Source organism: Armatimonadota bacterium, from assembly GCA_017303935.1.
Taxonomy (GTDB): domain Bacteria; phylum Armatimonadota; class Fimbriimonadia; order Fimbriimonadales; family Fimbriimonadaceae; genus JAFLBD01.
The window spans coordinates 217,693-242,172 of record JAFLBD010000003.1 but is presented as its reverse complement, the minus strand read 5'-3'; the positions used below and the strand labels follow the sequence as shown (position 1 = coordinate 242,172).

Sequence of the window (24,480 nt, the reverse complement as noted above, 5' to 3'; positions counted from 1 at the left end):
AAAATGTTACACGGATTGATCTGAATCATATTTATCGAGTCAAGAGGTTATGTCCTTGGGCATTTTGCAGATCATCGATGAGACTTACGATAATCCTATCTACTCTTCAAGCTCGCTGTCTGGTGGAAATTCCCAAGGATGTAGATCTTTTGGAAATTCTGCTAGTTCCATGAATTTATGATCCTCAAAGAGGTCAGGATGGTTGATATCGGTATAGCGTCTGGAGTTCCATCCACTATTCAAATGGTGGTACAAATGAGCAACAACACTGTATAACTCGGCATTGCTAACATCCTTGGTTTCTAATTCGGTGATGAGTTTAGTCAAGTCTTCGTGAGCCTCTTTGAGGTGAAACCGAAGTACATCTGATCGTGCCCACTTAACCTTATCCATTAATTTCTTGGTGATTGAGAGTGTTGCCTTCTGCTTCGGCGGAGGAGTAATGCGGCTAAGGGAAGGGCAGTGGCGAGGATGCCTGATGGCTCTGGGGCGACGATGTTCACCGCGCTCCAGGGACGATTACTGGGAATCGTATAATCGATGACAAAGCTATCGACGACTGCCATGGTCGGGGTGGTTGCGATCTGGTTTACGATCGTGGTGCCTGCCGCAGATTGCCCAATGACCCAAAGACCATCGTGACCAGCAACGGTGGCAGGCTCGGAGTCCAGTGCCCATCCTGTGCTACTCACACTGATAGAAGACGTCGATGAGATCAGCCCGGTGCTCGAAATCGTAATAGATCGTAATGTAGGAGCTGGTGACCCGCCACCTAGTCCTACGAAAGTGTAAATGCGATACCCCAGCCCATTTGGGGTCACAGCGATTTGCCCACACGAGCCTTGCATTGCGCCAAGAATTTGTATAGAGTCAACCAAACCTCCTGCCGAATAAGTCTCGATCAAATGAGTGTTACTAGATGTCTTGCCCATCGCGACGTAAAGGCCACTATTGAGTCGCTCGATCCGTGAGTAGATGTTCGTAGTGCCTAGTGTCGCGATATTGGTGGCTCCGCCGGTTGACATGTTGATCTCGCGAATGTTGTTTCCGACGATGCCGGTCAGTCCGTTGGCGTTCAGGCCCGCGATCGGATTAGAAATAAAGTTAGTGATAACCGACGATTGATTCAGGAGTTCGCCCGTCGAGTAGTTGTATCGGGCGTACCTTCCAGTGGAGCTTTGAACCCAGATTCCGTCGGCTGAATTGACCACGTGTCCTGGCGTGTTTGGTCCGAACGAGCCCAAATTGACTTGGTTGTTCGGATCAATTCTTCCGACTCGGCCCGTCGCGCTGGGGAGAAGGATTAAGTCAAACGAGCACCAAGCCGACGCGTGGATCATCATGCATGCGGTGATCAGCCCGGCTTTCACGATTGAGTTCATGGGATGACTATATCATAAGGTCATGTAAACCCAAAATTTGTAAAACTTGTGACGGTGTGCCTGAGCTTAGATTTGTATTTTGATCGATGGCGACGTCTTTGAAAAGCATCGGATTGGAAGAATTGTGATTCCTGAATCCGGCAGTTTACGATCACCTTACGATAGGTCTGCAAACTGTCTTTTCGAAGCTGAGCGATTTGATTTCGCGCAGCTGAAGGACACATTTGAATGAAACCAAAGGCACTTCTGATTCTATCGGCGAGCTTGATCTGCTTGTCGATGTCCCAATCTTCCGTCGCTGCGCCGACCACGTTCCCGACTCTTTGGCTCGCTGGCCAGTCGCAATCTGAGACTCCCGCGCCGAAGCTAGGCAAGGGCATTTTGGTCAACTGTGTTTTTGGCAACACAGGCAGCATCGTCGTTCGAGATTCGGCGGGGAAGGATTCGACTTTAGTGGTCAATGCAAACACGGTGTTCATGAACGACGGCACCACTGGCAGTTTGACCAAGATGGCGCAGGCCGAAATGAAGAAATCGGTCAGGTGGATCCAGCAAAAAGTAAACGGAATTCAAACCGCCCTTCGAGTTTGGGACGAACAGAGCTACACGACTTGGGTGAGCGCTCATCAAGGGTCGCGTAATGGTCAAGTTAAAGGACTCTATCCAAAGGTACTGATGCTTGGCGAGCACTTTTACAATATCGATGACAACACGAAGTTCATTGTCGCCGGAAAGGAAGTGGCGCGCAAGAAGCTAGAAGGCATGGGCACGCTTTGGGTGAAATGTACGGTCAAGAACGGCGTGGCTACGGCCGATGTGATCGCCGATACTTCGGCTTCTTTGGGAGTTCAAACCGGTAGTTCTGGCTCAACTCGGCCAAATTCGGGACGCCCGCCTTCAACTGGCGGCGCGGTGGGCGGAAGCAGCACCGGGACCAGCCCGACCGAGCGCACCAATGGCGGCCGACCTGCAAGTACCGGCGATGGAAGCAAATCTCCGACCGAACGCGCTCGCACCATGACGGACAGTGAAAAGCGAACAATGGCCCAAAATGGTTACAAAGTTAAGGTCACGTTGCAATTCTTGGACACTTTTGACGGCCCAACCGGAAACGTCGTCGGGCAGGTTGCCAATGCGGTCGCTGACGAGCTGGGCAAAGATGATAAGACTGTCGAAGTTTTTGGGAGCGTGATGCTGGCCGGGCAAACGGCTTGGGTTGGTACCCGGGATAAGGCGGGCGACGCTAAGTTCAAGAAGGGCGACAAGATCAGCTGCAAGTCAAACGGTTCGACGACTTTTACGATCAAAGGAACCACGATGAATTTGAACGTTGATATCAAGGATCGAGATCAGTACAGTGAAGACGATGTGTTGCTGAAGCACAACGAGAACTTTGATTTGTACAAGCTGTGGCAAGATCAGAAGATCGTCGTCAAGCCAAAGAACTCCAAGATTCAGGTTACGATCGAAATCGTGAACTAGTTCAGGGGGATTCGCCAAAGCACTCTGTCGGGACCGAGTTGTGGTGCCTCCGACAGAGTGCATTTCTTTGTGTTCGACTTCGGGCCCCAGACTTGAACAAATCATCCGTGTGCCATAGATGGCCTGTACAATTGCTAGTATTTTCAGCCCAGGGAACCTAGGAGGACCATTTGCGAAAAAAAGTTCACTTAAAAGCAGGATTCTGCGATAAAATGCTGTGACTGGATTCTATTGCTGTACTTGGCGTAATTTGCTCGGGACGGTCGCTGAGGTTCAGTGCTTACTTTTCCGATAAGAAGGGATGATAATGAAAAGTCTAATGATTCTTGCTGGGCTCGTGTCTGCATCCGCAGTCTTTGCGGTCACTTTCACTGAGTCGGGCACTCACAACACCCGAAACACGGGTCAAACTTTGGCTGGTGTCGTTGCTGGCGATAACATCGTTGGTACCACGACCGGTACTTCGACCACTTCGACCACTTCGACAGCTGCTGACTACTACAACATCGGCATGGCTGCTCAATCGGTCGCCATTTACGAAAACCGAATCACCTTGTCTTCGACGATTGCTGGTCACACCGGTTCGATCCGAGGCATGACCGTTTCGTCAGGCGTCGCAAGCACCACCAGCGATACAGAATTGCAGGGATCGTCGACGTCCACTACTCCAGCTCGATTTAACCAGTGGTACAGCTTTGGTGCTGCACACACCGTGCAATATCGCGTGGGCGGCACAACTGCCACAACTGCTCAGTATTCGGCAGATATCACTCAGCGAATCGTGACTCCAACCAACTTGGGCACCGTTCAATTTGGTGCGTTGACGATTGCAACAGAATCGGCTCTCGCAGATACCGAGCTCTTCGTGTACGACAGTGCGTTTAACCTCGTTTATCTGAACGACGATGACAATGCTACAACTGAATCCTCGGTTAACGCTACTTTAGCAAACGGTCAGACTTACTACATCGGCGTGGGTCGATATAACTCGGCAACGAGCACGATCAACACCCTCGCAGGTAGCGGTGGCGTTGCTGGCGACTTCTTGACTGGTTCGGTACACGCGAACTCTGGCTTGATTACCAGCGCATCGACGTCGACGACGAGTTCCTCGTTCGATCTTCTGTTCGGTTCGACCGTCGTCGGAAACGGTGCTTGGACCGGCATTTCGGATGCCTACAAGGTTCACTGGTACACCGTTCAAGCTGTGCCAGAGCCAGGCACCATGCTCGCTCTCGCTGCAGGCCTCAGCGCAATCGCTGCTCGCCGCCGACGAAAGAGCTAAGTTCTGGATTAACTATCCTTAACTCTAATTGAAAACCCCAGTCCGTGAATTCGGACTGGGGTTTTTTCTTTGTGTTTGAGTCTCGCTTCAATTGAACTTCACACAGTTTCGCAGGATTAGCGTTAGATTAGCGAACCCTTGTTTAGACTGTATTTTGGAGTTTCTTATGAAGCATATTCAATTATTCTCACTTGGTGTTGTGTTGTTGTCCGGGCTGCCTAGCCTTGCTGGCGCACAAAATCTCTTCTTGTTAAGTAACGGGAACACTCGAAGTGGCGTGCTGGATTCCAGCACCATGGACTGGACCGAGAGCAAGTTCGGCGTTCGATTTATGCGCGGAGCGGAAGACGAATCGTTGTACATTAACCAGATTGATATCGTCGGTGGCGTGAACTTCGACGAGAATCTCAACCTCTTCAACGATCTCGACTTTGGCGGCTATATCAATGGCAACTACATTCAAGGCAACTATACGCTCGGTACTGAACTCACCGGGGAAATGGACATCAATTTCGATGGATTGGTCCGCCGAAATGGCGTGGTGAGTTCGGACGTTGCAACGGGGATGTATGACTTCACCGCCCTGATCAAGGGTGGCAGTTCGTCCAGCGCGCTCGATACCATCGGTTCGATTGACTTCCATCTTGAAGTTGTCCCGACGATCACGGCTTCTTTGACAGGAGCGGTGAGCCCAGGAACGATTGGTTGGGGTGAAACAACTCACGTCACCGCAGAGTTTCTGAACACTGGTAGCAGGGCAATTCGAACCAACACTTGGTATGTTTCGGCATTTGCGAAAGACGCTAACTATTCCGATCCTGACAACTTCCTCGAATTGGTGGACTTTGAAGGGAACTGGTTCAACCAAGTGCTCTTGCCTGGGCAATCACGTAATGATGGCCACTCGGCATGGAAGTCTAAGCCGGTTAACGATCCGGGCGAATACATTGGACGCAACGGCGTCATCGGTGGTCTGTATGAAGGCGACTCGCACGGTTGGCGAATGACGGGCGACCGAGTGAACGTGGTTCCAGAACCGACCTCGCTGATCGCTCTTGCTCCAGGCTTGCTCCTAATGGCGCGCCGTCGCAAGAACAAGTAGTTATCTATCCACTTTCGTAATATTGGGGCTGGGTGAATGCGCTTCACCCGCCTCTTTTTTCTGTCCGGATGCAGCGAATCCCCGCGCCCAAATGGAACGCGAGGATTCGAATTGATCCAAACGGGATTACATCCAGTGCATTTCGGCGTCGCCGTTGATTGCTTGGATGAGGTTGAGTTGGCCGTCGTGGTACCAGAGGTGGTTCACGAAGATGTTTGCCAGTGCCGCTGCTGGCATCGTCATGCCGAACGGAGCGTCGATAATGGTGTCGAGCCGCTCTTGCGAAACGTTTGCCAGTGCTTCCTTGAGCTTTGCGCCCGAACTCTTGACGAGTTCGATCAAGGCAGCCTTGGACTTGTTGGCTTCTTCGATCGCCTTCTTGGTTGCGTCGTCAGGGAATGCTGGGGTCTCGTTTGAGCTCAACATTGTGGTTGTCCAGTCCATCATCATGGCGACTTCGGTCGTAAAATCGAACGGGGTTCGGGCCTTGCCGCCGACCGAATTGAAGATTTGCTCGTCGGAAAGGGCGTCCAGATCGCGTGTGTAGAAGTGAACTTGTTGGTCGAGCCAGGCACCAAGACCGGCACCATATTGGGTTTGAGGTGTTGAAGTATTCATAGTGGATCTTTCCACTCACATCTTAGCAGAAAATTTGCCATAGGTAGACAAAAAGATACATATTTTGAATTTTCTGTTTTGCCACTTTTCATTCGCATCGAAAGTGCAGTGCGCAACCTCGTCACCATCGATGACGTCTACCGTTAGTATGGGTGGAAAGCGCTTTTCGGATAAGGAAATGGCCAAGATCATTCGGAAGGCGTCTGAAATCCAGAATGGAGGAGGTTCCTCGCTGGACGGCGTGTCGGAATCAGAATTGCGGGCAGTCGCCACAGAATTGGGAATCGACCCCGAAAATCTGAATTCGGCTATTCGCGAAGTGGAGTCGGACATTGGTTCAAGAAATTTCTGGGGCGGACCCTATGAAGTCGATATTGCGCGCACGATTCCAGGTGTCCTGACCGATGAGTCCTGGGAGGACGTGGTCACTCAGCTTCGAAAGGTCTTTGAGGAAACTGGAGAGATCGCACAGCGAGGCACTACCCGTGAGTGGAGTTCGACCAGTGCGGGCACAGAGTACAAGACGGCCACCTTTCGGCAATCTGGCGACTCGGTCGAGGCAAAGATCACCAACAAATTTGGTGATATCGCGTTCTTGATTCACCTCGTTTTGGTCGTTTTCCCGCTTTTCATCACGATTGGAGTGCTTTCCAAAGTGAACTTGGCATTCCCGATAGAAGCTGGAATTGCAGTCGCGACGATGCTGGCAGGATTTTTTGGTAGCCGGAAGTGGGCGACGTATTTTGGTTCTCGCCGAAAAGCATCAATCAATCAGCTGCTAGATCGATTGGAGGCCAACCTTTCAAGCTCTTCTCGCGAGAATTCACTAACAGCAGAATCGTATCAGCAGGACCTCCAAGACGTAGAACTCAATCTGAACGGTGAGTAGGGAATTTTTAGAGCCTGGGCCATTCATATGGCTTCACTTTTTCTTCCAGGTGTCTTTGGGTTCCATGATCGAGCGAGGCGATGGCCCTGTGAGCCAAGATTTGGCCGCTGGATCATTGCGCAGGAAGGCATCCCAAAACGCAGTGGTTAACGCAAGAATGGCCTTATGGTGGTTGGGATTTCGCTTTCTACTGTCTCCCGGTAGACCTCGTTCGCTAAACGCGCTGTGCTCTGCACCAAACAGGACGACTTCGAACTTATTGCCGCTTGGTAGAGCCGGATAGACTTTGGTTCGGGATTCTGGTGTTTGGCCGCCAATGGGGGAAGAATCTTCGGTGCCGGTCATCAGCAACCACGGAATTGTCACCTTGCTGAAGGCGCGAGAGTTTGCCGCGTCTAGTCCTGGCGAGCTTGGGCTGTACATCACCGCGGCGTCAATACGGGAATCGGTCCACTTTTGACCGATCATGGGATAGTTTTGCCCGCCGACTGCCTGGGAGGTCATGGCGCCAAAGCTGTGCCCGGACATTCCAACATGGTTCAGATCGATTCGCGCTTTGAATTGAGAATCGGTCTTGTTCAGCGACGTCATCTGATCCAACACGAAATGGACATCATCGACCCGGAGCTCCAAGTTCTGGCCGTTTGCTGCAGCTTGCATGGCCCGCATTCGATCACGCATTGGAGTGTCCTTCCAAACCGATTCGTCACTTCCTGGATGTTGTACAAACAACACCACATAACCACGTGAAGCCAGATGCCTGCCCAAATAGCCGTTGTTTTCTCGGGACCCGCCAAGCCCGTGGCTAAAAATCACCAATGGCTGGGGGCTAGTGGACTTCGGTAGATAAACCCGAATAGGAACATCACGATCTCTTTTGGAATCGTGTAGTGTTCGGTCCACGAACTTCGGTTCATAGCCCGCCGGAATCGTGCTCGGATTATAGGTCCCTGCTAAGAGAAGACAAGTGACGTTCAAGATCATGATCGGCAAGACGACAAGGGCGTGGTGGTTGTTCACTCACCGTTGTCTGGCGACCAGCCTTTGGCCCTAACCGATGGTCCGCCGGTGGTACCAAGCGGCACTTTGTAATTCATCGCGAGGCCAGATGTGCCGTCAGGATTCGAGACCAAGGATACTGCGCATTGGTTGGTACTGCCCCAAACCGATTTCGTCCATTTCACATGGCTGTCCAAGAAGACCATTGTGGTACCGCCGGAGTATCCTCCGCGTGTCGCCTTCGAGTACTCCGACGAGATCGGACCGCCTGGAGTACAGTCCTGGGTGCGGCTGTAAAGTTCATCGAGTTCGTCTCCTTCGATTTCGGTGTCGGTCGCCTCAAGAATCATGTAAGCCTGTGAAGGATTAGCCCATCCGCTAAGCGACTGATTTTCGTCGCAGATATGTTCGTTGATCGCGTAGGTGGCATAGAACCCCAGCGCGACCCGCCCGTTTGCCGGGTTGGTAGTGGGAGTCAAACCCCATTCTGCGGCGAGCCCATTTTGAACCGCGAAGGAAACGCGTGGATTACTTCCGGTTTCGTCCAGATACTGCTTCTGCACGCGGCCAGCCAACGGCGAAACGTAGATTCCTGAAGCCGTTTGAGCGACATTTGCCGGTCGCGATTTGACGTACGTCGAGAAGGTGAAAATCCAATACCAAGATCCTGCATTGATCGTTTTGCCGTTCCATGTGCCGCCATTTGCGGGAAGGTTGTCGTCATAGTCACCGGCATAGAGCATTCCGGCAAGACCTAGCTGCTTCAAGTTGCTGACGTTAGCAGTTTGCTGTGCCGAAGCGCGAGCTTGGGCAAACACTGGGAACAGGATCGCCGCCAAGATAGCGATGATGGCGATGACAACGAGTAACTCGATGAGTGTAACGGCTTTTTTCATGAGGCTCTATGAAAAGAGTCCCGGCCCGGAAAACCGGGCCAGGGGAGTGTGAACGTAGACGAGAATTTTGTTAGCGAGCAATTTTTCGTCGTCGAGCGAGGGCGGCAACACCCAGGCCGAGAACGGCGATGGTTGTTGGCTCAGGAACTACGGTTCCACCGACAGTCACCATGTCGAATCGAAGAGTTCCGCTTGTGGAGTAGCTGCCAGTAGGGCTAGCTGTCGCATATGCAGTAGTCGACGGAGCGAACACTGAAACCACTCGGAAGGCGAAGTTTGCATTGCCTGCAACTCCAGCGATGGACGAGAGGTCGACGGATCGGTTGTTGAACCAAGTATCGCCGGCGTTACCTTCGAAGATGCCATCGTTCAAAAGCCCTGCCGACGTGAACGTAGTTCCATCGATAGAATATTGAAATTGGGTGAATCGGGTCGAAGTGTTGCTGTGGCGTTGGTCCCAAGTGACGATGACGCTGCTATAGCCCACGGTCGAAGTGTTGAACTGAACGCCACGGGTGCCAGAACCTGCGCCTTGAGCCGCCCAGGTTGAAATGTTCCAAGCAGTGTCATCCACGCTGGTTTCTGGGTCGGTCGAGCCGCCGTTTGAGTTGCCCGAAGCGAACGTACCGGTGGTTCCGCCAATGAGAGCCGCTGAACCGACTCCGATGCTGGTTGCGAGGGTTCCTGTTGTACCGCTATTGTCCGTGTTGTTAAAGTTCCACTGAGTGAACGTAACCGCGTTTGCTGAAGCAATAACCCCAATCAGCGCGGAAAAGATAAGTGTTGATTTCATAGATGATCTCCCTTTCGTGTCCTCCACTCCTGCATGGATGGCGACGGGGAGATTCTTTAGCCTGAATGTTAAGGCAAGGCTATCACAATTGGGAGCTGAGAAATTCTTAATAGATTCCTAACACTCGTTTGACTAAGAACGAATGATCTGCGTAAAAGAATCTTGTTTGCAAAACATTCTAAAGGGGATTTCTGGACTGTCATCTGAATGACTTTTTGCGATGCGGCTGGTAAAATCCCCAAAGGATGAGTGGGGAGTTGTTTCCAGGGCAAACTGAAGATGCCAGGTTTACCCTCGAACAGTTGAAGTGTTTGGCTTCGGCTGCACGTGCTGAAGTGTTCTGGAATACTTCGGCGAGATTGCCTCGCTCGATCAGTGAGATCGCGGAATCGCTCGGGCGATCGCCGAGTGCCACGGCGTATCATGTCGCCGAACTGGTAGAAGCTGGATTGGTCATTCCGGTCGGCGAGCGAAAGAAGCGCTCCAGGACCGAAAAGCTGTACGTGGTTTCTAGCATTTCGATCCTTTCGACCCCTGCCGAAGAGAGCGCCGAATACCGCCAGGCGCTAATGCAGGGTTATGCTGCGATGCTACGATTGATGCTGCGGGAGCGGACAGAAGTCACGCATGCTTTCCAATCGAGCCCGGAGCTTGCAGAGAGTGTCACGTTTCGCCGGAATCTGGCCCGCATTCCGCTCAAAAGGGCGGTCACTTTTAGGAAGCGGCTCTCAGAGCTGATCAATGAATTCTCAGAAAATGAAGTTACGGCAAGTGACCTTCTTTTTGCGATGACGGTGAGCTTGGCACCCACTCTTGTCGAAAGCCGAAGAATCAACGGAAAGATAAAAAAGAGCAAATCTGATCCTTGAGGGTGGAGCATTTCGTGCCAATAATCCTCGTGAGAATACTAGGTTTTTCTGTTTTCATTATCGGATTCGGATTGATCTGGCGGATAATATCAGAAGCCAATTTTTGGCTCTGAAATGAGGAAAAGGATGAGGAATATTACTCTTTTAGGTTTGGCGTGCATGGCTGGATTTGCTTCGGCCCAATCGCTGACCACTTTGACAACCACAGGCGGAACATTCGCTGTGAACTCGGGAAGTTTTACTTCGCTTGCGACAGCTTTGGGCGGTAGCTGCAATTTCACACCGACCGGTAGTTCTGATTATGCCTTCCGAAACATGTGGGCCTATCGCCAAGCAGGCGAGACCCGCGAGTACATGACTTCTGGTTCGGGAGCAACTTTTGCGAGCACGGTTGACACGTTTACAATGACTGTCGATCGAAACTTCGGCAACACGGGTACCAACAACCTGCGGTTTGTCTTGAATTATCGATTGGTTTCGCTCACTCCAACGAGCCCAATGTTGATCGCGACCATGTCGGTCCAGAACATCGGCACTACAGCAGCGACATTGACGTTGTTCAACTACAACGACTACGACGTTCCTGGCACTTCGGGTGACGCTATCTCATCGAGCTACACAGATGCAAACGGGATATTCGCTCGCCAGAGCGATTCGACAATCACAACGAACTTTGTAGAGCACTACGCAGTTGGTGCTTCGGCTTATCGACACGGCACGCTCTATTCGTCGATTTTCAACAACACGGCTGTGGATAACCTGAACAACACGGTTACTGCTGGAACTGGTGACTTTGGTACCGGTTTCCAATGGGCAGATCGAACTTTGCAAGTTGGCGAAAGCACTTCGTACACGATGTACAGCTCGCTCAACTCTGCTGTGCCTGAGCCAGCCACTATGACTGCTCTCGGCCTCGGCGTTGCTGCATTGCTTCGACGACGAAAGAAAGCCTAACTTAGCTTTCTGATCTAAATTCAATCCCGCACTCCAGTTTGGAGTGCGGGATTTTTCTTTTGGTTGCCGGTAAAATCCACAATCCGAACGCAGTGGATATTGAGCGACTCACCCTGAAGCATCGAGATGCGGTTTATCGGCAAATGGTACGCGTTTGCGGTAACCACGATGACGCGGAGGACGCTCTCGCGGATGCGTTGTTGGCCGCTTTCAGTGCCTCGCATCAATTGCACGATCCCACAAAATTCCGTGCCTGGATCGCTACAATCGGCAAACGTGTGTGCGCCAAGAAGAAGATTCGAGAGAGGCTTAAAGGAGCTGTTTCTTTAGAGTTACTCCAAGGTGCGGGGTTTGATCCTGTCGATCAATCTCCCGAAGCAGATGAAGTTTCTGTCCAGCATCAAATGCAACGTTGCGTCAAGTCGGCTTACGAGGCATTGCCACCGATTTATCAGGAAGTGTTTCGGCTTCGAGATATTCAAGGTCATTCAAACCAAAAGGTTGCAGACGAATTACGGATCTCCTTGCCCGCGGTGAAGTCGAGGCTCCTGCGCGCACGTTCAATGCTTCGCAAGAACCTTGATTCTGGCTTTGAGTGTTCGAATCTATTCGAAAGTGCCTAAGCCAATTTGCTCTTCGACATGTAGTAGAGGACTGGGACCGCGAATCGAGAAAGAAGAGTCGATGCGATTTCACCTGCCATCAGTGCGATCGCGAGCCCTTGAAATATCGGGTCGAACAGGATCACAAACGAGCCTACGATAACCGCGGCAGCAGTCAATAGCATCGGACGAAACCGGATTGCTCCAGCATCAATGACGGCGTCTTCGAGCGAGGAACCTTGACTTCGGCGGAGCTCGATAAAGTCCACCAGAATGATCGAGTTGCGGACAATGATCCCGGCGCCAGCGATAAACCCGATCATGGATGTTGCCGTGAAGAAGGCACCCATGATAGCGTGTCCTGGAAGAATGCCGACCAGTGTTAGAGGAATGGGCGCCATGATCACGAGCGGGGTCTTGAAATCTTGGAACCAAGCCACGACCAGAATGTAAATCAAGATCAAAACAGCGGCAAACGCGGCGCCGAGGTCACGAAAAACTTCGTAAGTGATGTGCCATTCGCCGTCCCATTTAACCGAAGGTTCTGTGGTGTCGGAAGGCAGGGAAGCGGTCATCACTTTGACGCCTTGGCCGTTGTTTAGCTCCTTGAGCGCTTTGTTCATCTTGAGAATTGCGTACACAGGGCTCTCTTGTCGGCCGGTAACGTCACCGATCACATACACCACTGGCAACAGGTTTTTGTGATAAATCGCTTTGTCTGTCTCGACCAACTTGTTGGTCACCAATTCGCTCAATGGGACGAGAGATCCTGAATTCGAGCTCACACGCACTTCCAAGAGGTTTGCAATGTTGTTGCGGTCCTCGATTGGCATTCGCAATCTGATAGGGATTTCCTCCCGTGATTCCGCGTCGTGGTACAGGCCAGCGTGTGCTCCTTGTGTAGCCGCTTGCAATGCAGCGACTGCTGCCGCGATGCTAACGCCTGACCGCGCAGCTTTTTCCTCATCGATGACAAGTTGCATCGTGCGTTGGTCATCGTCGACGTACCAGTCGATATCGGCCACGCCTTCCGTCGTTGCAAAGATGTTCTTGACTTGCTCGGCTAACTTTAAGCGAGTTTCTGCGTCGGGGCCATAGACTTCGGCGACCAGCGTTTGTAACACAGGTGGCCCAGGTGGGACTTCTGCAACCTTGATTCGCGCTCCATTGGCTTTCGCGACTTCTGCCAAAATCGGCCTCAACCTCTTGACGATATCGTGGCTTTGCGCCGACCGTTCGTGCTTATTTGCGAGGTTGACTTGGATATCTGCCTGATAGGGTGCCGCACGGAAAAAGTAGTGTCTTACGAGCCCGTTGAAATTGTATGGGCTCGCCGTGCCAGCGTAGATTTGAGTGTTCGTGATTTCTGGTTCGTTTTGGATCGCCGAAACCAGTTCTCGGCTCACACGAACCGTCTCTTCAAGCGGAGTGCCCATTGGCATATCCACGACAATTTGGAATTCGTTCTTGTTGTCAAACGGGAGCATTTTGACCGTTACAGCCTTGATTGCAATCAAACCCATCGAGCCGAGAAGGAGCACGCCGACAACCGAGAAGAACATGATTCTTGCTCGACGCTTTTGTAGCAATGGAGTCATGATTCGGCGGTAGAGCCTTGTCATGCGATCGTCGCTGGCTTCGTCTTCTGAGTGGGCCTTTGATGCATGGTTCTTTCCGAGAATCCTCACCGCTGCCCAAGGAGTGATCGCGAAGGCGACGAGGAGCGAGAAGATCATCGCTGCCGATGCACCGACAGGAATTGGGCGCATATAAGGCCCCATCAATCCGCCGACCATTGCCATTGGCAAAATCGCTGCAATGACGGCGAACGTTGCCAGAATTGTGGGATTACCGACTTCATCCACGGCGGTGACGGCAATCTTGATGAGGGATTGACCGTGATTTTCGGGCATGCGAATATGCCGTACGATGTTCTCGACCACTACGATCGCGTCATCCACCAAAATTCCAATCGAAAAGATGAGGGCGAAGAGAGTGATTCGGTTTAGCGTGTAGCCATAAAGATAGAAGACAAGGAGAGTCAACCCAAGCGTAACCGGGATTGCAACCAGAACGACTAGAGACTCTTTGAATCCTAAAGCGATTGCCATGAGAATGGTCACGGAGATCACCGCGATTCCCATGTGCAGGAGAAGCTCGTTGGATTTCTCACTTGAACTCTCGCCATAGTTACGAGTGGTGGTGATTTCTACTTGGCTGGGAATGAGATTGCCTTTGAGAGTTTCCAACTTGGATTCAGCCGCGTGGACTACATCCATCGCGTTGACTCCTTGTCGCTTGGCGATGCTCAATGTCACGGCTTCCTGTGGAGCTTCGGGTTGGCCATCGTGACTTGCTCGGCCACGCCCAAAAAGGACGAGTTGGGTTGGATCTTCCGGGCCAAGCTCAACGGTTGCGACGTCCCGGATTCTTACCGAATGATCACCACTTGCCGAAACAACACAGGCCGCAACTTGTTCGACGGACTTGTAACTCTCGCCGGCCTGAAGAATGATTTCCTGATTTCCTTGAGTGATTCCGCCAAGCCTCGATTGAACGTTGGCAGAACGTAGCGCACCCAAAACCTGGCTGGAATCAAGATGATACGAAGCAAGTTTTGCCGGATCCAAAGTAATTTTCAGCGTTGGCTTGGTACCACCGATTACCGCAGTTTCAGAAACATTCGGAACTGATTTGATTTCGTTTTCGAGACGAACTGCAAGTTGCCGCAATGCATATCCGCCGAGTTCCTTGCTGTGCAATGTAAACGCCAGAATCGGCACGTCATCAATTGATCTTGGTTGTATCAGGGGTTGAGAAGCCCCGCTAGGGAGTTCGGTGACATGGCTATTCAGCTTCTCTCGTAATCGGACGAAGGCACGTTCTTGGTCTTGTCCCACCATGAATCGGACAACGATCATCCCCCTTCCAGGGCTGCTGGTGGAGTAGACATACTCGACTCCAGGTATCTCCCAAATCCACTTTTCGACTGGTGAACTGATTTTGGTTTCGACTTCCTTTGCCGTTGATCCGGGCATTTCCAGAATCACGTCGGCCATAGGGACGATGATTTGGGGTTCTTCTTCTCTAGGAGTTCGTACGACTGCTAGTAGTCCAAGTAGTAGCGCAGTAATGATCAGCAGCGGCGTAAGTTTGCTTTGAATGAATGCTGATGCAAGCCGGCCCGAAAGCCCTAGTTTCACTGTGTAACCGCCTGGACTTTGTCGCCATCTTTCACAGCGCTGGTGTTCGATGCAATCATTCGGTCGCCCGCTTTGATTCCGGATCGAATTTGAGTAAAGTCGCCGGAAGTCGTGCCTGTGGTTACCAAAGTGAGCCTGGCAGTATCATCCTTGGCCACTGTGAACACATATTTCAGGCCTTCTCGAGCGATGATCTGATCAGACTTAACCCAAATTGATCTGACAGGATCGCCCGTCGCGACGTTTGCTCGGCCGAATGTTCCTGATCGAAGATCTTCCGGAGAGGCGATGCCGAATTTCGCGATGAAAGTATGCGATTGCGAGTCGCCTTGCGGGCTGAGTTCTTTCAAATGGCCGATCCAGCTTTTTCCAGACTTACCGTCAATAGTAATCGTCGCTGCATCGCCGATCGAGAGGCGACCGATATCATTCTCGGGGATGCTGACTTCTAGTCGCAATTCGCCACCTTCCATCACGAGGAGCGGGACTGATGGACCTGTCAGGAGTCCTGGATCAGCAGTTCTGGAAGTAATCACTCCATCAAATGGGGCAGAAATGGTGGCATAACCGAGGCTGACTCTAGCTGCGGAGGCCGCGGCAGAAGATTGTTGAACTTGCGCTCTTGCCGATTCGACTTCTCGTTGACGAACGCTGACCATCATTGCGGCTGCCTTGGCTTCCACCAGAGCCGCCTCGGCTCGCTTCACATTGGCACGGGCCACGGCAACGCCTTGTTCGGCTGTTCGCAATTGTTCTTTACGCGTGCCTTCGACTGCCATTTCAAGAGACTTTCTTGCGGAGTCCAGTTGCGCTTTTGTGACATCAAAACGAGTCTGCGCAGCATCCAAGTCTTTGCGCGGGATGATTCCATCTGATTCCAGCCTCCTCGCACGATCAAGGTCTTCTTGTGCGAGGCGATGCTGTGATTCCGCTTGACTGACGGCGAGTTCTGCTTGAGTGATTTCTTGAGGCCTTGGACCGTTTTTGGCCAAATCGCGCTGAGCTTCGGCGGCGACAAGAGCAGCCTTGGCTTGTTGAACTGCAGATTCTGCCTGTGCGATCCGCGCCTTAGAAGTCGCAGATTCCATTGCAGCGGCGGATTTTGCGCTATTTTCACCGGCGCGAGAAGCCGCGATGTTGGCGTCTGCCATCTGGACCGCGGAAGACAACTCCCGGGAATCAATGCTCAAGAGCCGTTGTCCGCGCGTCACACGGTCGCCGACATTCACGCTAACCGACTCGACTTTTCCCATGACCTTGCTGTACAAAGTGGAATTCAATTCGGCGCGGATCGTGCCCGAATATGTCACGGACACAGGCCGAGTGGATTCCTCAACAAAAAGAACTTCAGCCTGAACAGTGTTCACAGAATTCTTCTGACTAGGCGAATGAGAGCTTTGACATCCAGCCACAATCAGCGCAGAAAGCAGGACTAAAGTGGAGTTTCGTACTGAGAAAACCATAGATCTGCCCCAAGAGAGGCAGGAAAATTCAAAATGGATTCAAATCGCCGGGACTATTCGCCGCTTTGGCCGAAGTTACCGACAACGATATCAAAGTCTGTTGAACCGATTTCTCCGTCGCCGTCCAAATCCGCATAGGCGGAGTACAAGCTATCGCCCACAGTTAGCCCAAATTTCGCGACGATTTGATCAAAATCCCCTGCGCCGATCTCGTTATCGCCGTTAACGTCACCATTAACCAGCGTAACGTTGCCTAAATTCACTGTGGAACTGTTGTTGAGCGCAAATTTCTTCGTCAAAAACGGGCGGGAACTGATGGAGACTTCAAAAGGTCCCACTGGAGCAAGCCAATTGAAGGCACCCACCGATCCCGTGAACGATCCATCCTGGAGTTTGGTGGGAAGATCGTACGAAACTTGGATGGAATCCACCGGAGATTGCCGATTTTGCAACAATAAATTCCCAATAAGGCGATAATTGAGTGCTTTTTGGACTGCGGCGTCAGCCCTGGGCAATCCCCATCCAGCATAAATATCCCAACCTAACGCTTCCAAGTCCCGCGCAGTAGATGCCAGAACGGTATGTATTCCATCTGGCGTCAAATATCGATTCGCGCTCACCGCGAGTGCGGCAATTCCCGCCACAGCAGGAGAAGCGAACGATGTTCCGGACAGATTCACCGATCCGGTTCCAGAATAGCCCCCAGGATCTCGGTCTAGCAGCCGAATATCGAGTGCTGGCCCAACAAAATCTTGTTCAGGACCGAAATTTGAATTCGACCAGATTCCTCCAAATCGATCTACACCTCCAACAGCAAAGACCGTCGGAAGATTCGCTGGGTTAGAAATTGCTAAAACGCCGCTATTTCCTGATGCAGCAAAGTGCGCGACGCCCGCGGCTCTTGTACTGGCGTAGGCGTCTGCAACAGACTGAAAAGCGGTCGCATATCCGTTCGAATTGTTGGTGATGCGGCATCCGGTAGTGAGGGAATAGCCGATCGCGGCGACGATATCGCTGGCCTGAGCGGTGAATCCGTTTGCGCTGGTCATCACGTGCGGGCGAGCGCTTCCAATCGTCACTCCAGGAGCAATTCCCGCGACCAAAAGAGCGTTGTTCAGCTTCGCGCCAATGACACCTGCGACACAAGTTCCGTGGTTATCGAACGTACTAACAGGAGTCCCGTTGCCCGGCTGGCCATTAAAATTCGCGCCAAAACCAAGCGTGAGGTCCGCGTGGTCACCTTGCACGCCGTTATCAATGATCAGGACTTTAACAAAAGATTGCCCTTGCTGCAAATCCCATGCAGGATCAATATTGAGGTCAAAATCGGTGGTTCCGCCGGATTGCCCGGTGTTTCGAAATCCCCATTGCTGGTTAAAAAGGGGATCATTTGGGATGGAAAAAGTGGTACCGGCGATCACGCCATCTTCTTCGATGTATTCAAACCAGCCGGTCTTCTCTAAATCGGTGAGCGCGGATTTCAAAGCCGCATCAGAAGGGAAGGAAACTAAGGCAAGCCGCGGAATTCCCGCAAAATCAGGCTGGATTTCTGTTCCGAGCTTGGATTGAATGGCGCCGCCAGCGATTTCGATGGGGATTTCGGGTTTCAGTTTGAAGAAGAGCCGGGGCGGCGTTGCCGCCCCATAACTCGCCAACCCGAATGCGGACAGCACCGCAAACCAATTCATCAGCTCCCAATTTACACCAAAAAAGGCTGGAACAGAGTCCCAGCCTTGATCTTAAACAGAAAACCTAGCTTACTTTTCAGCCAAAAGTTTGGTGACGGTTGCTTTGATCTTAGATTCTTGGAATCCGAGCACAACATCTCGTACGACGCCCTTGCGGTCGATAATCACGAATGTCGGATAGCCCTGGGTTCCAACAGCTTCAAACAACTTGTCGTTGTTATAAGTGAAAAGATAGTTGTATCCGTGCTCCTTGACATAAGCCTTGGCGGTCGAACCGTCCTTCACGCGCTCGCCAGCGTTAGCACCGACGACCATCAATCCCTTAGATTTAAGATTGGTGTGCATTTCTTGCAATTTTGGCGAAGCTGCTTTGCAGGGGCCGCACCATGTTGCCCAGAAATCCATGAGTACAACTTTGCCCTTAAAATTGGCATTTGTATAAGTTTTGCCGTCGAGTCCGGTCATCTTGAATGGGACCATCGGCTTGCCGAGCAGCTTGTTTGTGGTGGCGTTTTGTGCCGTGGCCGGAACGATCAACGCCGCGGCGCAGACCGCCATTAATGAACCTAGTGCAAATTTCTTCATGGTCTAATTCTCACTGTCGGCGACAAAAATGACGTGCCGAGCAATCAATAGAATAAACGGTTGGAGAGTGTGGAACGTTCCACAAGGTTTGCTACAAAAGCAAGGGAGGGAATTGGTCGGGGCAGCAGGATTCGAACCTGCGGCCTTCTGGTCCCAAACCAGACGCGCTACCAAACTGCGCCATGCCCCGAACGGAAGAATCTATTTTACCACGGGCCCGACCGAATTTCCAGTGGGCCGGGGATGTGCGGCGAGATTTGCCGTTTAAGTTGTGGCGATCTGGCCTTTGAAGGCTGGAATCTGGAACGTGATTGCAGTCTTCTGAATTTAGAATAATCCTGCCGCGATCAAAAGAAATGTTGCTGAAATTTAGGGAAATGCTTTTGAAATTTAAATATTAGTAACTGAATCTTAGGAATCAGCGACCAAATTTTAGAAAATAGTCGTTGCAATTTTAAGAAATCCACCATTTCTTTAGAGAAAACCGTGATTTCTTGAAGAAAATCTATCTGCATTCAAGGAAATTGTTGTCGCAATTTGGAGGATTTGAACCTAAAGTGGGCATCGCCTGGCCCAGATTGAACGCAATTTGGTTCACACTTGAGGGAGCCGAATGGAGATGGATTTTGATCAAGCGGTTGCGGCTATTGCAGCCTTGGCGCCACGAGGTTGGCGGCTCGGGCTCGACCGTATGCAGGCTTTTGTCGATCGCGCAGGATTGCTGAAGGGAAGCCGGCCGAATTTCATTCAGGTCGCGGGGACCAACGGCAAAGGGAGCGTGACCGCGACCTTGCAATCGCTGATGGTTGCTTCGGGAAAGAACACCGGCGGCTATTTTTCACCTTATGTCTATGACGTGCGGGAGAGAGTTCAACACAACCAGGAGCTGATTTCGCCAGAAGAATTCGCCGCATGGACCAGCGAACTGTTGCCGATTGCCGCCGCGATGGACGAAACCGAATACGCGGGCGTCACCGAGTTTGAATTCAAAACCGCGCTTGGATTTTTGGCGTTCGAGCGGTGGAATTGCGATTGGGTCGCTTTAGAAGTCGGGCTCGGGGGAAGACTTGATGCGAGCTCGGTTTGTACTCCAAAATGCGGGGTGATCGTCAGCATTGGATTAGATCACGTGGATATTCTCGGGCAATCTTATGCCGAGATCGCGCGGGAAAAGGCGGGAATTTGTAAGCCGAATCTGCCGCTCGTGATCGGAGAAATGCCCGCCGAGGCCACCGCTGCGATCCGAGAAGTTGCCAACGGACTGAACTGTGATGTGTGGCAGATCGGCAGGGAAATGATCGTGGAAAGGCGTGCGGAGCGCGTGACGCTGCAAACTCCCACCGCGGCGTTCGATTTTCCTCTCGCGGTTTTGGCGGGACCACACCAGATCGGGAATGCGGCACTTGCGGTGGCGGCGGCATATCGCGCGGGGCTGGAGTTTAGTCAAGAACAACTTGACGCTGGAATCTTGAACACGCGGATTCCCGGCCGATTTGAAGTGATTAAGATTGGCGCAAAAACATTCATCTTGGACGGGGCGCACAATGCAGAATCGGCTTCCGCTCTCGCCACGACTCTTTCTGAGAAAGGATATTCGAAGTTCGCCTTGGTGACGGGGATGTTGCACGGACACGATCCGGTGAGCTTTTTACAGCCTTTGCGGCCGCTGATCGAAGCGTTGTTCGTCTGCCCAGTTTCTTTTGGGAGGACGAGAACACCGCAAGAAGTTGCGGAAAAAGCACAAGATTGCGCTGTAAAAATATCTGTTTGTGGTTCTGCATTGGAAGCGATCCGGCTCGCCGCGGCGGAAAATAATGTCGTTGTGGTTTCTGGGAGTTTCTATCTGGTGGGAGAATTGGGAACTCTATTGCGTTCTGGGGCAGTTCCAGTTTCTTGACGCAGACCGCTTGATTGGCTCGTCCTTGCTACGGATACCTGGAATAGGTTCAGTTCAACGTGCAAAAACTTTGACCTTGAATCCGAATTTGAGGTATCTTCAGCGAGATTGCCTAGCCTTCCCATCGGGAGGGTTGGGTTTGTTTCAATCGGGGGATCCACCATAGGAATGAATTGGATGACAAACAATTTTAAGACGTCTCATCAGGGAAGGGGACGTTTCTTAGCGGTCATTCTCATGCTTCTCGCGTTGCTAGTGCCAGGAATGGCGTTCGCATCCGGAGGTGAGGATGTCACGTTGCAATTTAGCAACGCAGACGCTATCTATCTCTACATTTCGCTTGTGTTCGGTGCAATTGCACTGGTCGCAGGCTTTGCATACCGTGGCAAAGTTCTTTCGGCGTCTACGGGCGACGAGAAGATGCAAGAAGTCGGAAAGGCCATTCGTGATGGCGCGCTCGCATATTTGCGACAGCAGCGAACAACGATTGGTATTTTCGTTGTTCTGCTCAGCGTCGGTCTTTACGCACTTTACGTCGGCAAGTTCGGCCCGATGATTGCGATCCAATTGGTCGTATCTTTCATCTTGGGTGTGACTGCTAGCTATGTCGCTGGTTATCTCGGCATGGATATGGCGGTTAACGCAAACATGCGAACTGCCGCCGCCGCGCTCACTAGCTACAAGAAGTCGTTGGAAGTGAGCTTCCAAGCTGGCGCCGTCGCTGGTTTGATCACCGTTGGTATGGGCCTTATCGGCGCAACGTTGATCTTCTTGGTCGCTAAAGAAAACGCCATGAAGTTGCTCGTTGGCTTCGGTTTTGGTGGTTCGCTCGCCGCGCTCTTTATGCGTGTTGGCGGTGGAATTTACACCAAGGCTGCTGACGTTGGAGCTGACTTGGTTGGTAAGGTCGAAGCTGGAATTCCAGAAGACGACCCACGAAACCCAGCCGTTATTGCTGACAACGTTGGAGACAACGTCGGCGACTGCGCTGGTATGGCTGCAGACGTCTTTGAATCGTACGAAGTCACCTTGGTTGCTGCTATCGTTCTCGGTGCGGCCACTGCAGTTATCTTCCCACAAGATGTGTGGATGAAGCTGATCATCTTCGCCTTGATGGCTCGTGGCGTTGGAATCATCGCTTCGATCATCGGTATCGGCATGGTGAAGGGTTCGGACGATCTTAACTCCGATCCTTTGGCACGAATCTCCAAGGGTTTCCAGGGTTCGGCTGCTGTGGCAACCGTTCTCACGATTGGCCTCGCTTACTTCCTTATGGGCGGTATGCCAAGCCAGAATCCAGTCATTACTGCATCCTCGCTCAAGTCGGTTGAAGTTTATCAACGCGCCGAGCAGCAGATGGTTCACAAGGTCGCCAATGCGATCGCTGCCAAGGCTGCTGTTGCTAAGAAGGGTGTCAATGACATCATCGTAGACCTCGGTGCCAAGCGCGCAGACAAGGACACTAAGATGATTACTGCGGACGAGGTCATGAAAGACACTCGAATCGCCGGAATCATGTCCGGTCTTGGATTCAAGACTCTTGCTGCTAGCGAAGTTAAGAACGCAGAAACCGAAGAACAGAAGAAGAACTTCTTCACTCCTGAAGAGTTCAAGAATGCTGTTGTCGTGCCACTGATTGGCCAAGAAGCAACTGCTGATAAGAAGTTCACCGCCGATCTTTCCACCTTGAGCCCAGATCTCGTGATGGAAGATGCCGGTATCCAAAAGGCTGCTGAAGGTAGCGGTCTCCCAGTCGATCAATACAAGGTCGCTGCTGTGCAGCAAGCCTTGGGTATGACCGATGAGCAACTCAATGCCCCTGTCAAGAAGATGGAAGGCTTTGCGAAGCTCAGCTGGACTGATTCGCGAATCGCTAATTACACTGTTCAGGTTCCTGCCTCTGAAATGGGCCAGCCACCTGTCTACAAGGGATTGGCTGAAGCGTTTAAGGATCAGCCACTCGATAAGCAATACGTGGTGTACAAGCTCGGAATCGAGCAAACCCCACCATCGTCTGGTCCTGAGCGACCAAAGCCAATGAAGACCACGGTTCTTTATGGACCAGTCATCAAGGAAGCGGCTGACAAGCAGATTGCAGACGCACTGAAGAATCCGCAGGGCGGCTTGAAGGTTGACAAGTTGGCAATCTTCCCAACCGAACTGCTCATGGACAAGAAGGGCCGACTCGCCGTTGGTGTCATTTCCAAATCGATCAGCGATTCAAAGGCTGGCGTGAAGGAACTTGGCGTCAACCTCGACAACGCTCAGCGAATGACCGGATTCGGCGGGCTCACTTACTTCCGAGAGAAGAAGGATGTCGTCGAGAAGGCAATGGCTGGAAATCCAACCGCTGGACCAAAGGCAGAGAATGCTGAATTTGGTGTCTCTGCAACGACTGTTGCAGATTGGTGGAGATTCTTCCTCTGCATCTTCTTCGGTATCGCGATGGCATTTGCTTTCGAGCGAATGACCGACTACTACGTCAGTGCTCACAAGCGACCTGTGCAAGAAGTTGCCGGTGTTGCAAGTGCTGGCCCTGCTCCAATGGTGATCCAAGGTTTTGCTTTGGGTCTCGAATCCAGCGTGTTCTCGGTGCTTGCCATCTGTGTCTCGCTGGTGATGCCGCTCATGGTGTTCCCGCCAGATCTTTATGGTGGATATGTCTTGAGCTTCTACGGAATCGCTCTCGTGGGTCTTGGTCTTCTGACGACCACTGGCTATATCTTGGCGATGGATACCTTCGGTCCGATCAGCGACAACGCTCAAGGCGTTTTCGAAATGTCGGGTGCCGGTCACACCAATCCAGAAGGCGCGCTAGCTGTTCAACGGCTGGACGCTGCTGGAAACACCACCAAGGCTCTGACCAAGGGCTTTGCAATCGCAACTGCAGTTGTTGCTGCGGTCGCACTGTTCCACAGCTACATCGAAGCTGCAAAGCTGACGACTGCTGGAATGCCGCTTGAGGCTCCAGAAGTGTTCGTCGGATTGCTGGTTGGTGGTGCTGCTCCGTTCCTGTTCGCTGCGTTCTTGATCAACGCTGTGGGCCGAGCTTCGTTCAACTTGATCGGTGAGGTTCGCCGACAGTTCCGCGAAGATCCAGGCATCATGGCTGGTACAAGCAAGCCGGACTATGCACGATGCGTGGCAATCGTCACCGCAGCTGCTCAAAAGGAACTCCTCGGCCCTGGCATCTTGGCAATCGCATTGCCAATGCTGGTCGTGATGCTCCTTGCAGTTGGCAAGCCAACGACGATGGTGGATGGCAACGAATACAACCTGGTTGGTGCTCAAGCTCTGGGCGGCTTCCTTGCTGGAACCATTCTCACTGGCCAATTGCTGGCTGTGGTCTTGGCTAACTCCGGCGGTATTTGGGACAACGCAAAGAAGGTCATTGAAGATGGTATGCACGGCGGTAAGGGCACCGAAGCTCACAAGGCTGGTGTGGTCTGCGACACCGTTGGCGACCCATTCAAGGACACTGCTGGTCCTGCTCTCAACCCGCTCATCAAGGTGATGAACCTGGTGGCGTTGTTGGCTGCTCCGTACGTCATCTTCCCAGGCAACGACAACGTCCGATTGATCGGATCTGGCGTCTGCTTGGCTGCACTGATCTACGCGATCTACGTCAGCAAGAAGGGTTCGATTGCTACCGAAATGCAGTCGATGACCGAAGAAGGCAAGTAAGCTAACTTCGATCACTGAAAGATCAAATCCCCGGTTCATTTTTGAACCGGGGATTTTTTATGCGAATCGGAACCAATCCACGCAATTTT

19 protein-coding genes and 1 tRNA gene are annotated in these 24,480 nt (G+C 51.9%); 9 read left to right on the top strand and 11 right to left on the bottom strand.

All coding sequences use genetic code 11. From position 1 onward, the window contains the following. Positions 1–99 precede the first annotated feature (99 nt). The gene (locus J0L72_10250; protein MBN8691151.1) at positions 100–393 is read right to left on the bottom strand and encodes a hypothetical protein; all 294 of its coding nucleotides are present in this window, start codon (positions 391–393) and stop codon (positions 100–102) included. Continuing rightward, positions 393–1,382 carry a hypothetical protein gene (locus J0L72_10245; protein MBN8691150.1) on the bottom strand — a complete coding sequence of 330 codons (990 nt, stop codon included), beginning with the start codon at positions 1,380–1,382 and terminating at the stop codon, positions 393–395. Before J0L72_10245 ends, J0L72_10250 begins: the two co-directional genes overlap by 1 nt. A gap of 228 nt (positions 1,383–1,610) precedes the next feature. Here J0L72_10245 and J0L72_10240 point away from each other — a divergent pair, with 228 nt between their 5' ends. From J0L72_10240 to J0L72_10230, 3 genes are all read left to right on the top strand, one after another. Beyond that, positions 1,611–2,864: a hypothetical protein gene (locus J0L72_10240; GenBank protein MBN8691149.1), complete on the top strand. Its 1,254-nt coding sequence runs from the start codon at positions 1,611–1,613 to the stop codon at positions 2,862–2,864. A gap of 595 nt (positions 2,865–3,459) precedes the next feature. Further along, positions 3,460–4,149, top strand: a complete 690-nt coding sequence (locus J0L72_10235) for a PEP-CTERM sorting domain-containing protein (GenBank protein ID MBN8691148.1) — start codon at positions 3,460–3,462, stop codon at positions 4,147–4,149. A gap of 166 nt (positions 4,150–4,315) precedes the next feature. Next, on the top strand, positions 4,316–5,251 hold the full coding sequence (locus tag J0L72_10230; GenBank protein ID MBN8691147.1) for a PEP-CTERM sorting domain-containing protein: 936 nt from the start codon (positions 4,316–4,318) through the stop codon (positions 5,249–5,251). 126 nt (positions 5,252–5,377) lie between these two features. Here the strand turns inward: J0L72_10230 and J0L72_10225 are convergent, their stop codons facing one another. Then, positions 5,378–5,869: a DinB family protein gene (locus J0L72_10225; GenBank protein MBN8691146.1), complete on the bottom strand. Its 492-nt coding sequence runs from the start codon at positions 5,867–5,869 to the stop codon at positions 5,378–5,380. A gap of 178 nt (positions 5,870–6,047) precedes the next feature. On the opposite strand from J0L72_10225, the gene J0L72_10220 reads away from it, so the two are divergent. After that, positions 6,048–6,758, top strand: a complete 711-nt coding sequence (locus J0L72_10220; protein MBN8691145.1) for a hypothetical protein — start codon at positions 6,048–6,050, stop codon at positions 6,756–6,758. Between the two features lie 33 nt (positions 6,759–6,791). On the opposite strand, the gene J0L72_10215 is transcribed toward J0L72_10220, so the two are convergent. From J0L72_10215 to J0L72_10205, 3 genes are all read right to left on the bottom strand, one after another. Continuing rightward, positions 6,792–7,742, bottom strand: coding sequence for a dienelactone hydrolase family protein (locus J0L72_10215; GenBank protein ID MBN8691144.1), 951 nt, complete (start codon positions 7,740–7,742; stop codon positions 6,792–6,794). Positions 7,743–7,774: 32 nt separating this feature from the next. Continuing rightward, on the bottom strand, positions 7,775–8,653 hold the full coding sequence (locus J0L72_10210; GenBank protein ID MBN8691143.1) for a prepilin-type N-terminal cleavage/methylation domain-containing protein: 879 nt from the start codon (positions 8,651–8,653) through the stop codon (positions 7,775–7,777). Positions 8,654–8,723: 70 nt separating this feature from the next. Beyond that, positions 8,724–9,446, bottom strand: coding sequence for a PEP-CTERM sorting domain-containing protein (locus J0L72_10205; GenBank protein ID MBN8691142.1), 723 nt, complete (start codon positions 9,444–9,446; stop codon positions 8,724–8,726). Between the two features lie 245 nt (positions 9,447–9,691). Here J0L72_10205 and J0L72_10200 point away from each other — a divergent pair, with 245 nt between their 5' ends. The 3 genes from J0L72_10200 (at position 9,692) to J0L72_10190 (ending at position 11,892) form a co-directional block, all read left to right on the top strand. Continuing rightward, positions 9,692–10,315 (top strand): helix-turn-helix domain-containing protein, encoded by a 624-nt coding sequence (locus J0L72_10200; GenBank protein ID MBN8691141.1) that lies wholly within the window; start codon positions 9,692–9,694, stop codon positions 10,313–10,315. A gap of 126 nt (positions 10,316–10,441) precedes the next feature. Further along, the gene (locus J0L72_10195) at positions 10,442–11,269 is read left to right on the top strand and encodes a PEP-CTERM sorting domain-containing protein (protein MBN8691140.1); all 828 of its coding nucleotides are present in this window, start codon (positions 10,442–10,444) and stop codon (positions 11,267–11,269) included. A gap of 59 nt (positions 11,270–11,328) precedes the next feature. Then, positions 11,329–11,892: an RNA polymerase sigma factor gene (locus J0L72_10190; protein ID MBN8691139.1), complete on the top strand. Its 564-nt coding sequence runs from the start codon at positions 11,329–11,331 to the stop codon at positions 11,890–11,892. Here the strand turns inward: J0L72_10190 and J0L72_10185 are convergent. The 5 genes from J0L72_10185 to J0L72_10165 all read right to left on the bottom strand — a co-directional run bounded on the left by J0L72_10185 (position 11,889) and on the right by J0L72_10165 (position 19,000). Then, entirely contained in the window at positions 11,889–15,074 is a 3,186-nt protein-coding gene (locus J0L72_10185; GenBank protein MBN8691138.1) for an efflux RND transporter permease subunit, read from the bottom strand. The two genes, J0L72_10190 and J0L72_10185, sit on opposite strands and share 4 nt — an antisense overlap. Further along, on the bottom strand, positions 15,071–16,441 hold the full coding sequence (locus J0L72_10180) for an efflux RND transporter periplasmic adaptor subunit (GenBank protein ID MBN8691137.1): 1,371 nt from the start codon (positions 16,439–16,441) through the stop codon (positions 15,071–15,073). The genes J0L72_10185 and J0L72_10180 overlap by 4 nt, the downstream gene beginning before the upstream one ends. 149 nt (positions 16,442–16,590) lie before the next feature. Continuing rightward, entirely contained in the window at positions 16,591–18,225 is a 1,635-nt protein-coding gene (locus J0L72_10175) for a S8 family serine peptidase (GenBank protein ID MBN8691136.1), read from the bottom strand. Positions 18,226–18,294: 69 nt separating this feature from the next. Further along, positions 18,295–18,810: a TlpA family protein disulfide reductase gene (locus J0L72_10170; GenBank protein ID MBN8691135.1), complete on the bottom strand. Its 516-nt coding sequence runs from the start codon at positions 18,808–18,810 to the stop codon at positions 18,295–18,297. A 113-nt stretch (positions 18,811–18,923) separates the two neighbouring features. Continuing rightward, positions 18,924–19,000 (bottom strand) — tRNA-Pro (locus J0L72_10165). A 429-nt stretch (positions 19,001–19,429) separates the two neighbouring features. Here J0L72_10165 and J0L72_10160 point away from each other — a divergent pair. Then, the gene (locus J0L72_10160; protein ID MBN8691134.1) at positions 19,430–20,707 is read left to right on the top strand and encodes a hypothetical protein; all 1,278 of its coding nucleotides are present in this window, start codon (positions 19,430–19,432) and stop codon (positions 20,705–20,707) included. 237 nt (positions 20,708–20,944) lie between these two features. Then, a complete protein-coding gene (locus J0L72_10155; protein ID MBN8691133.1) occupies positions 20,945–24,391 on the top strand; it encodes a sodium/proton-translocating pyrophosphatase in 3,447 nt (1,148 codons plus the stop codon). Positions 24,392–24,480: the final 89 nt, after the last annotated feature.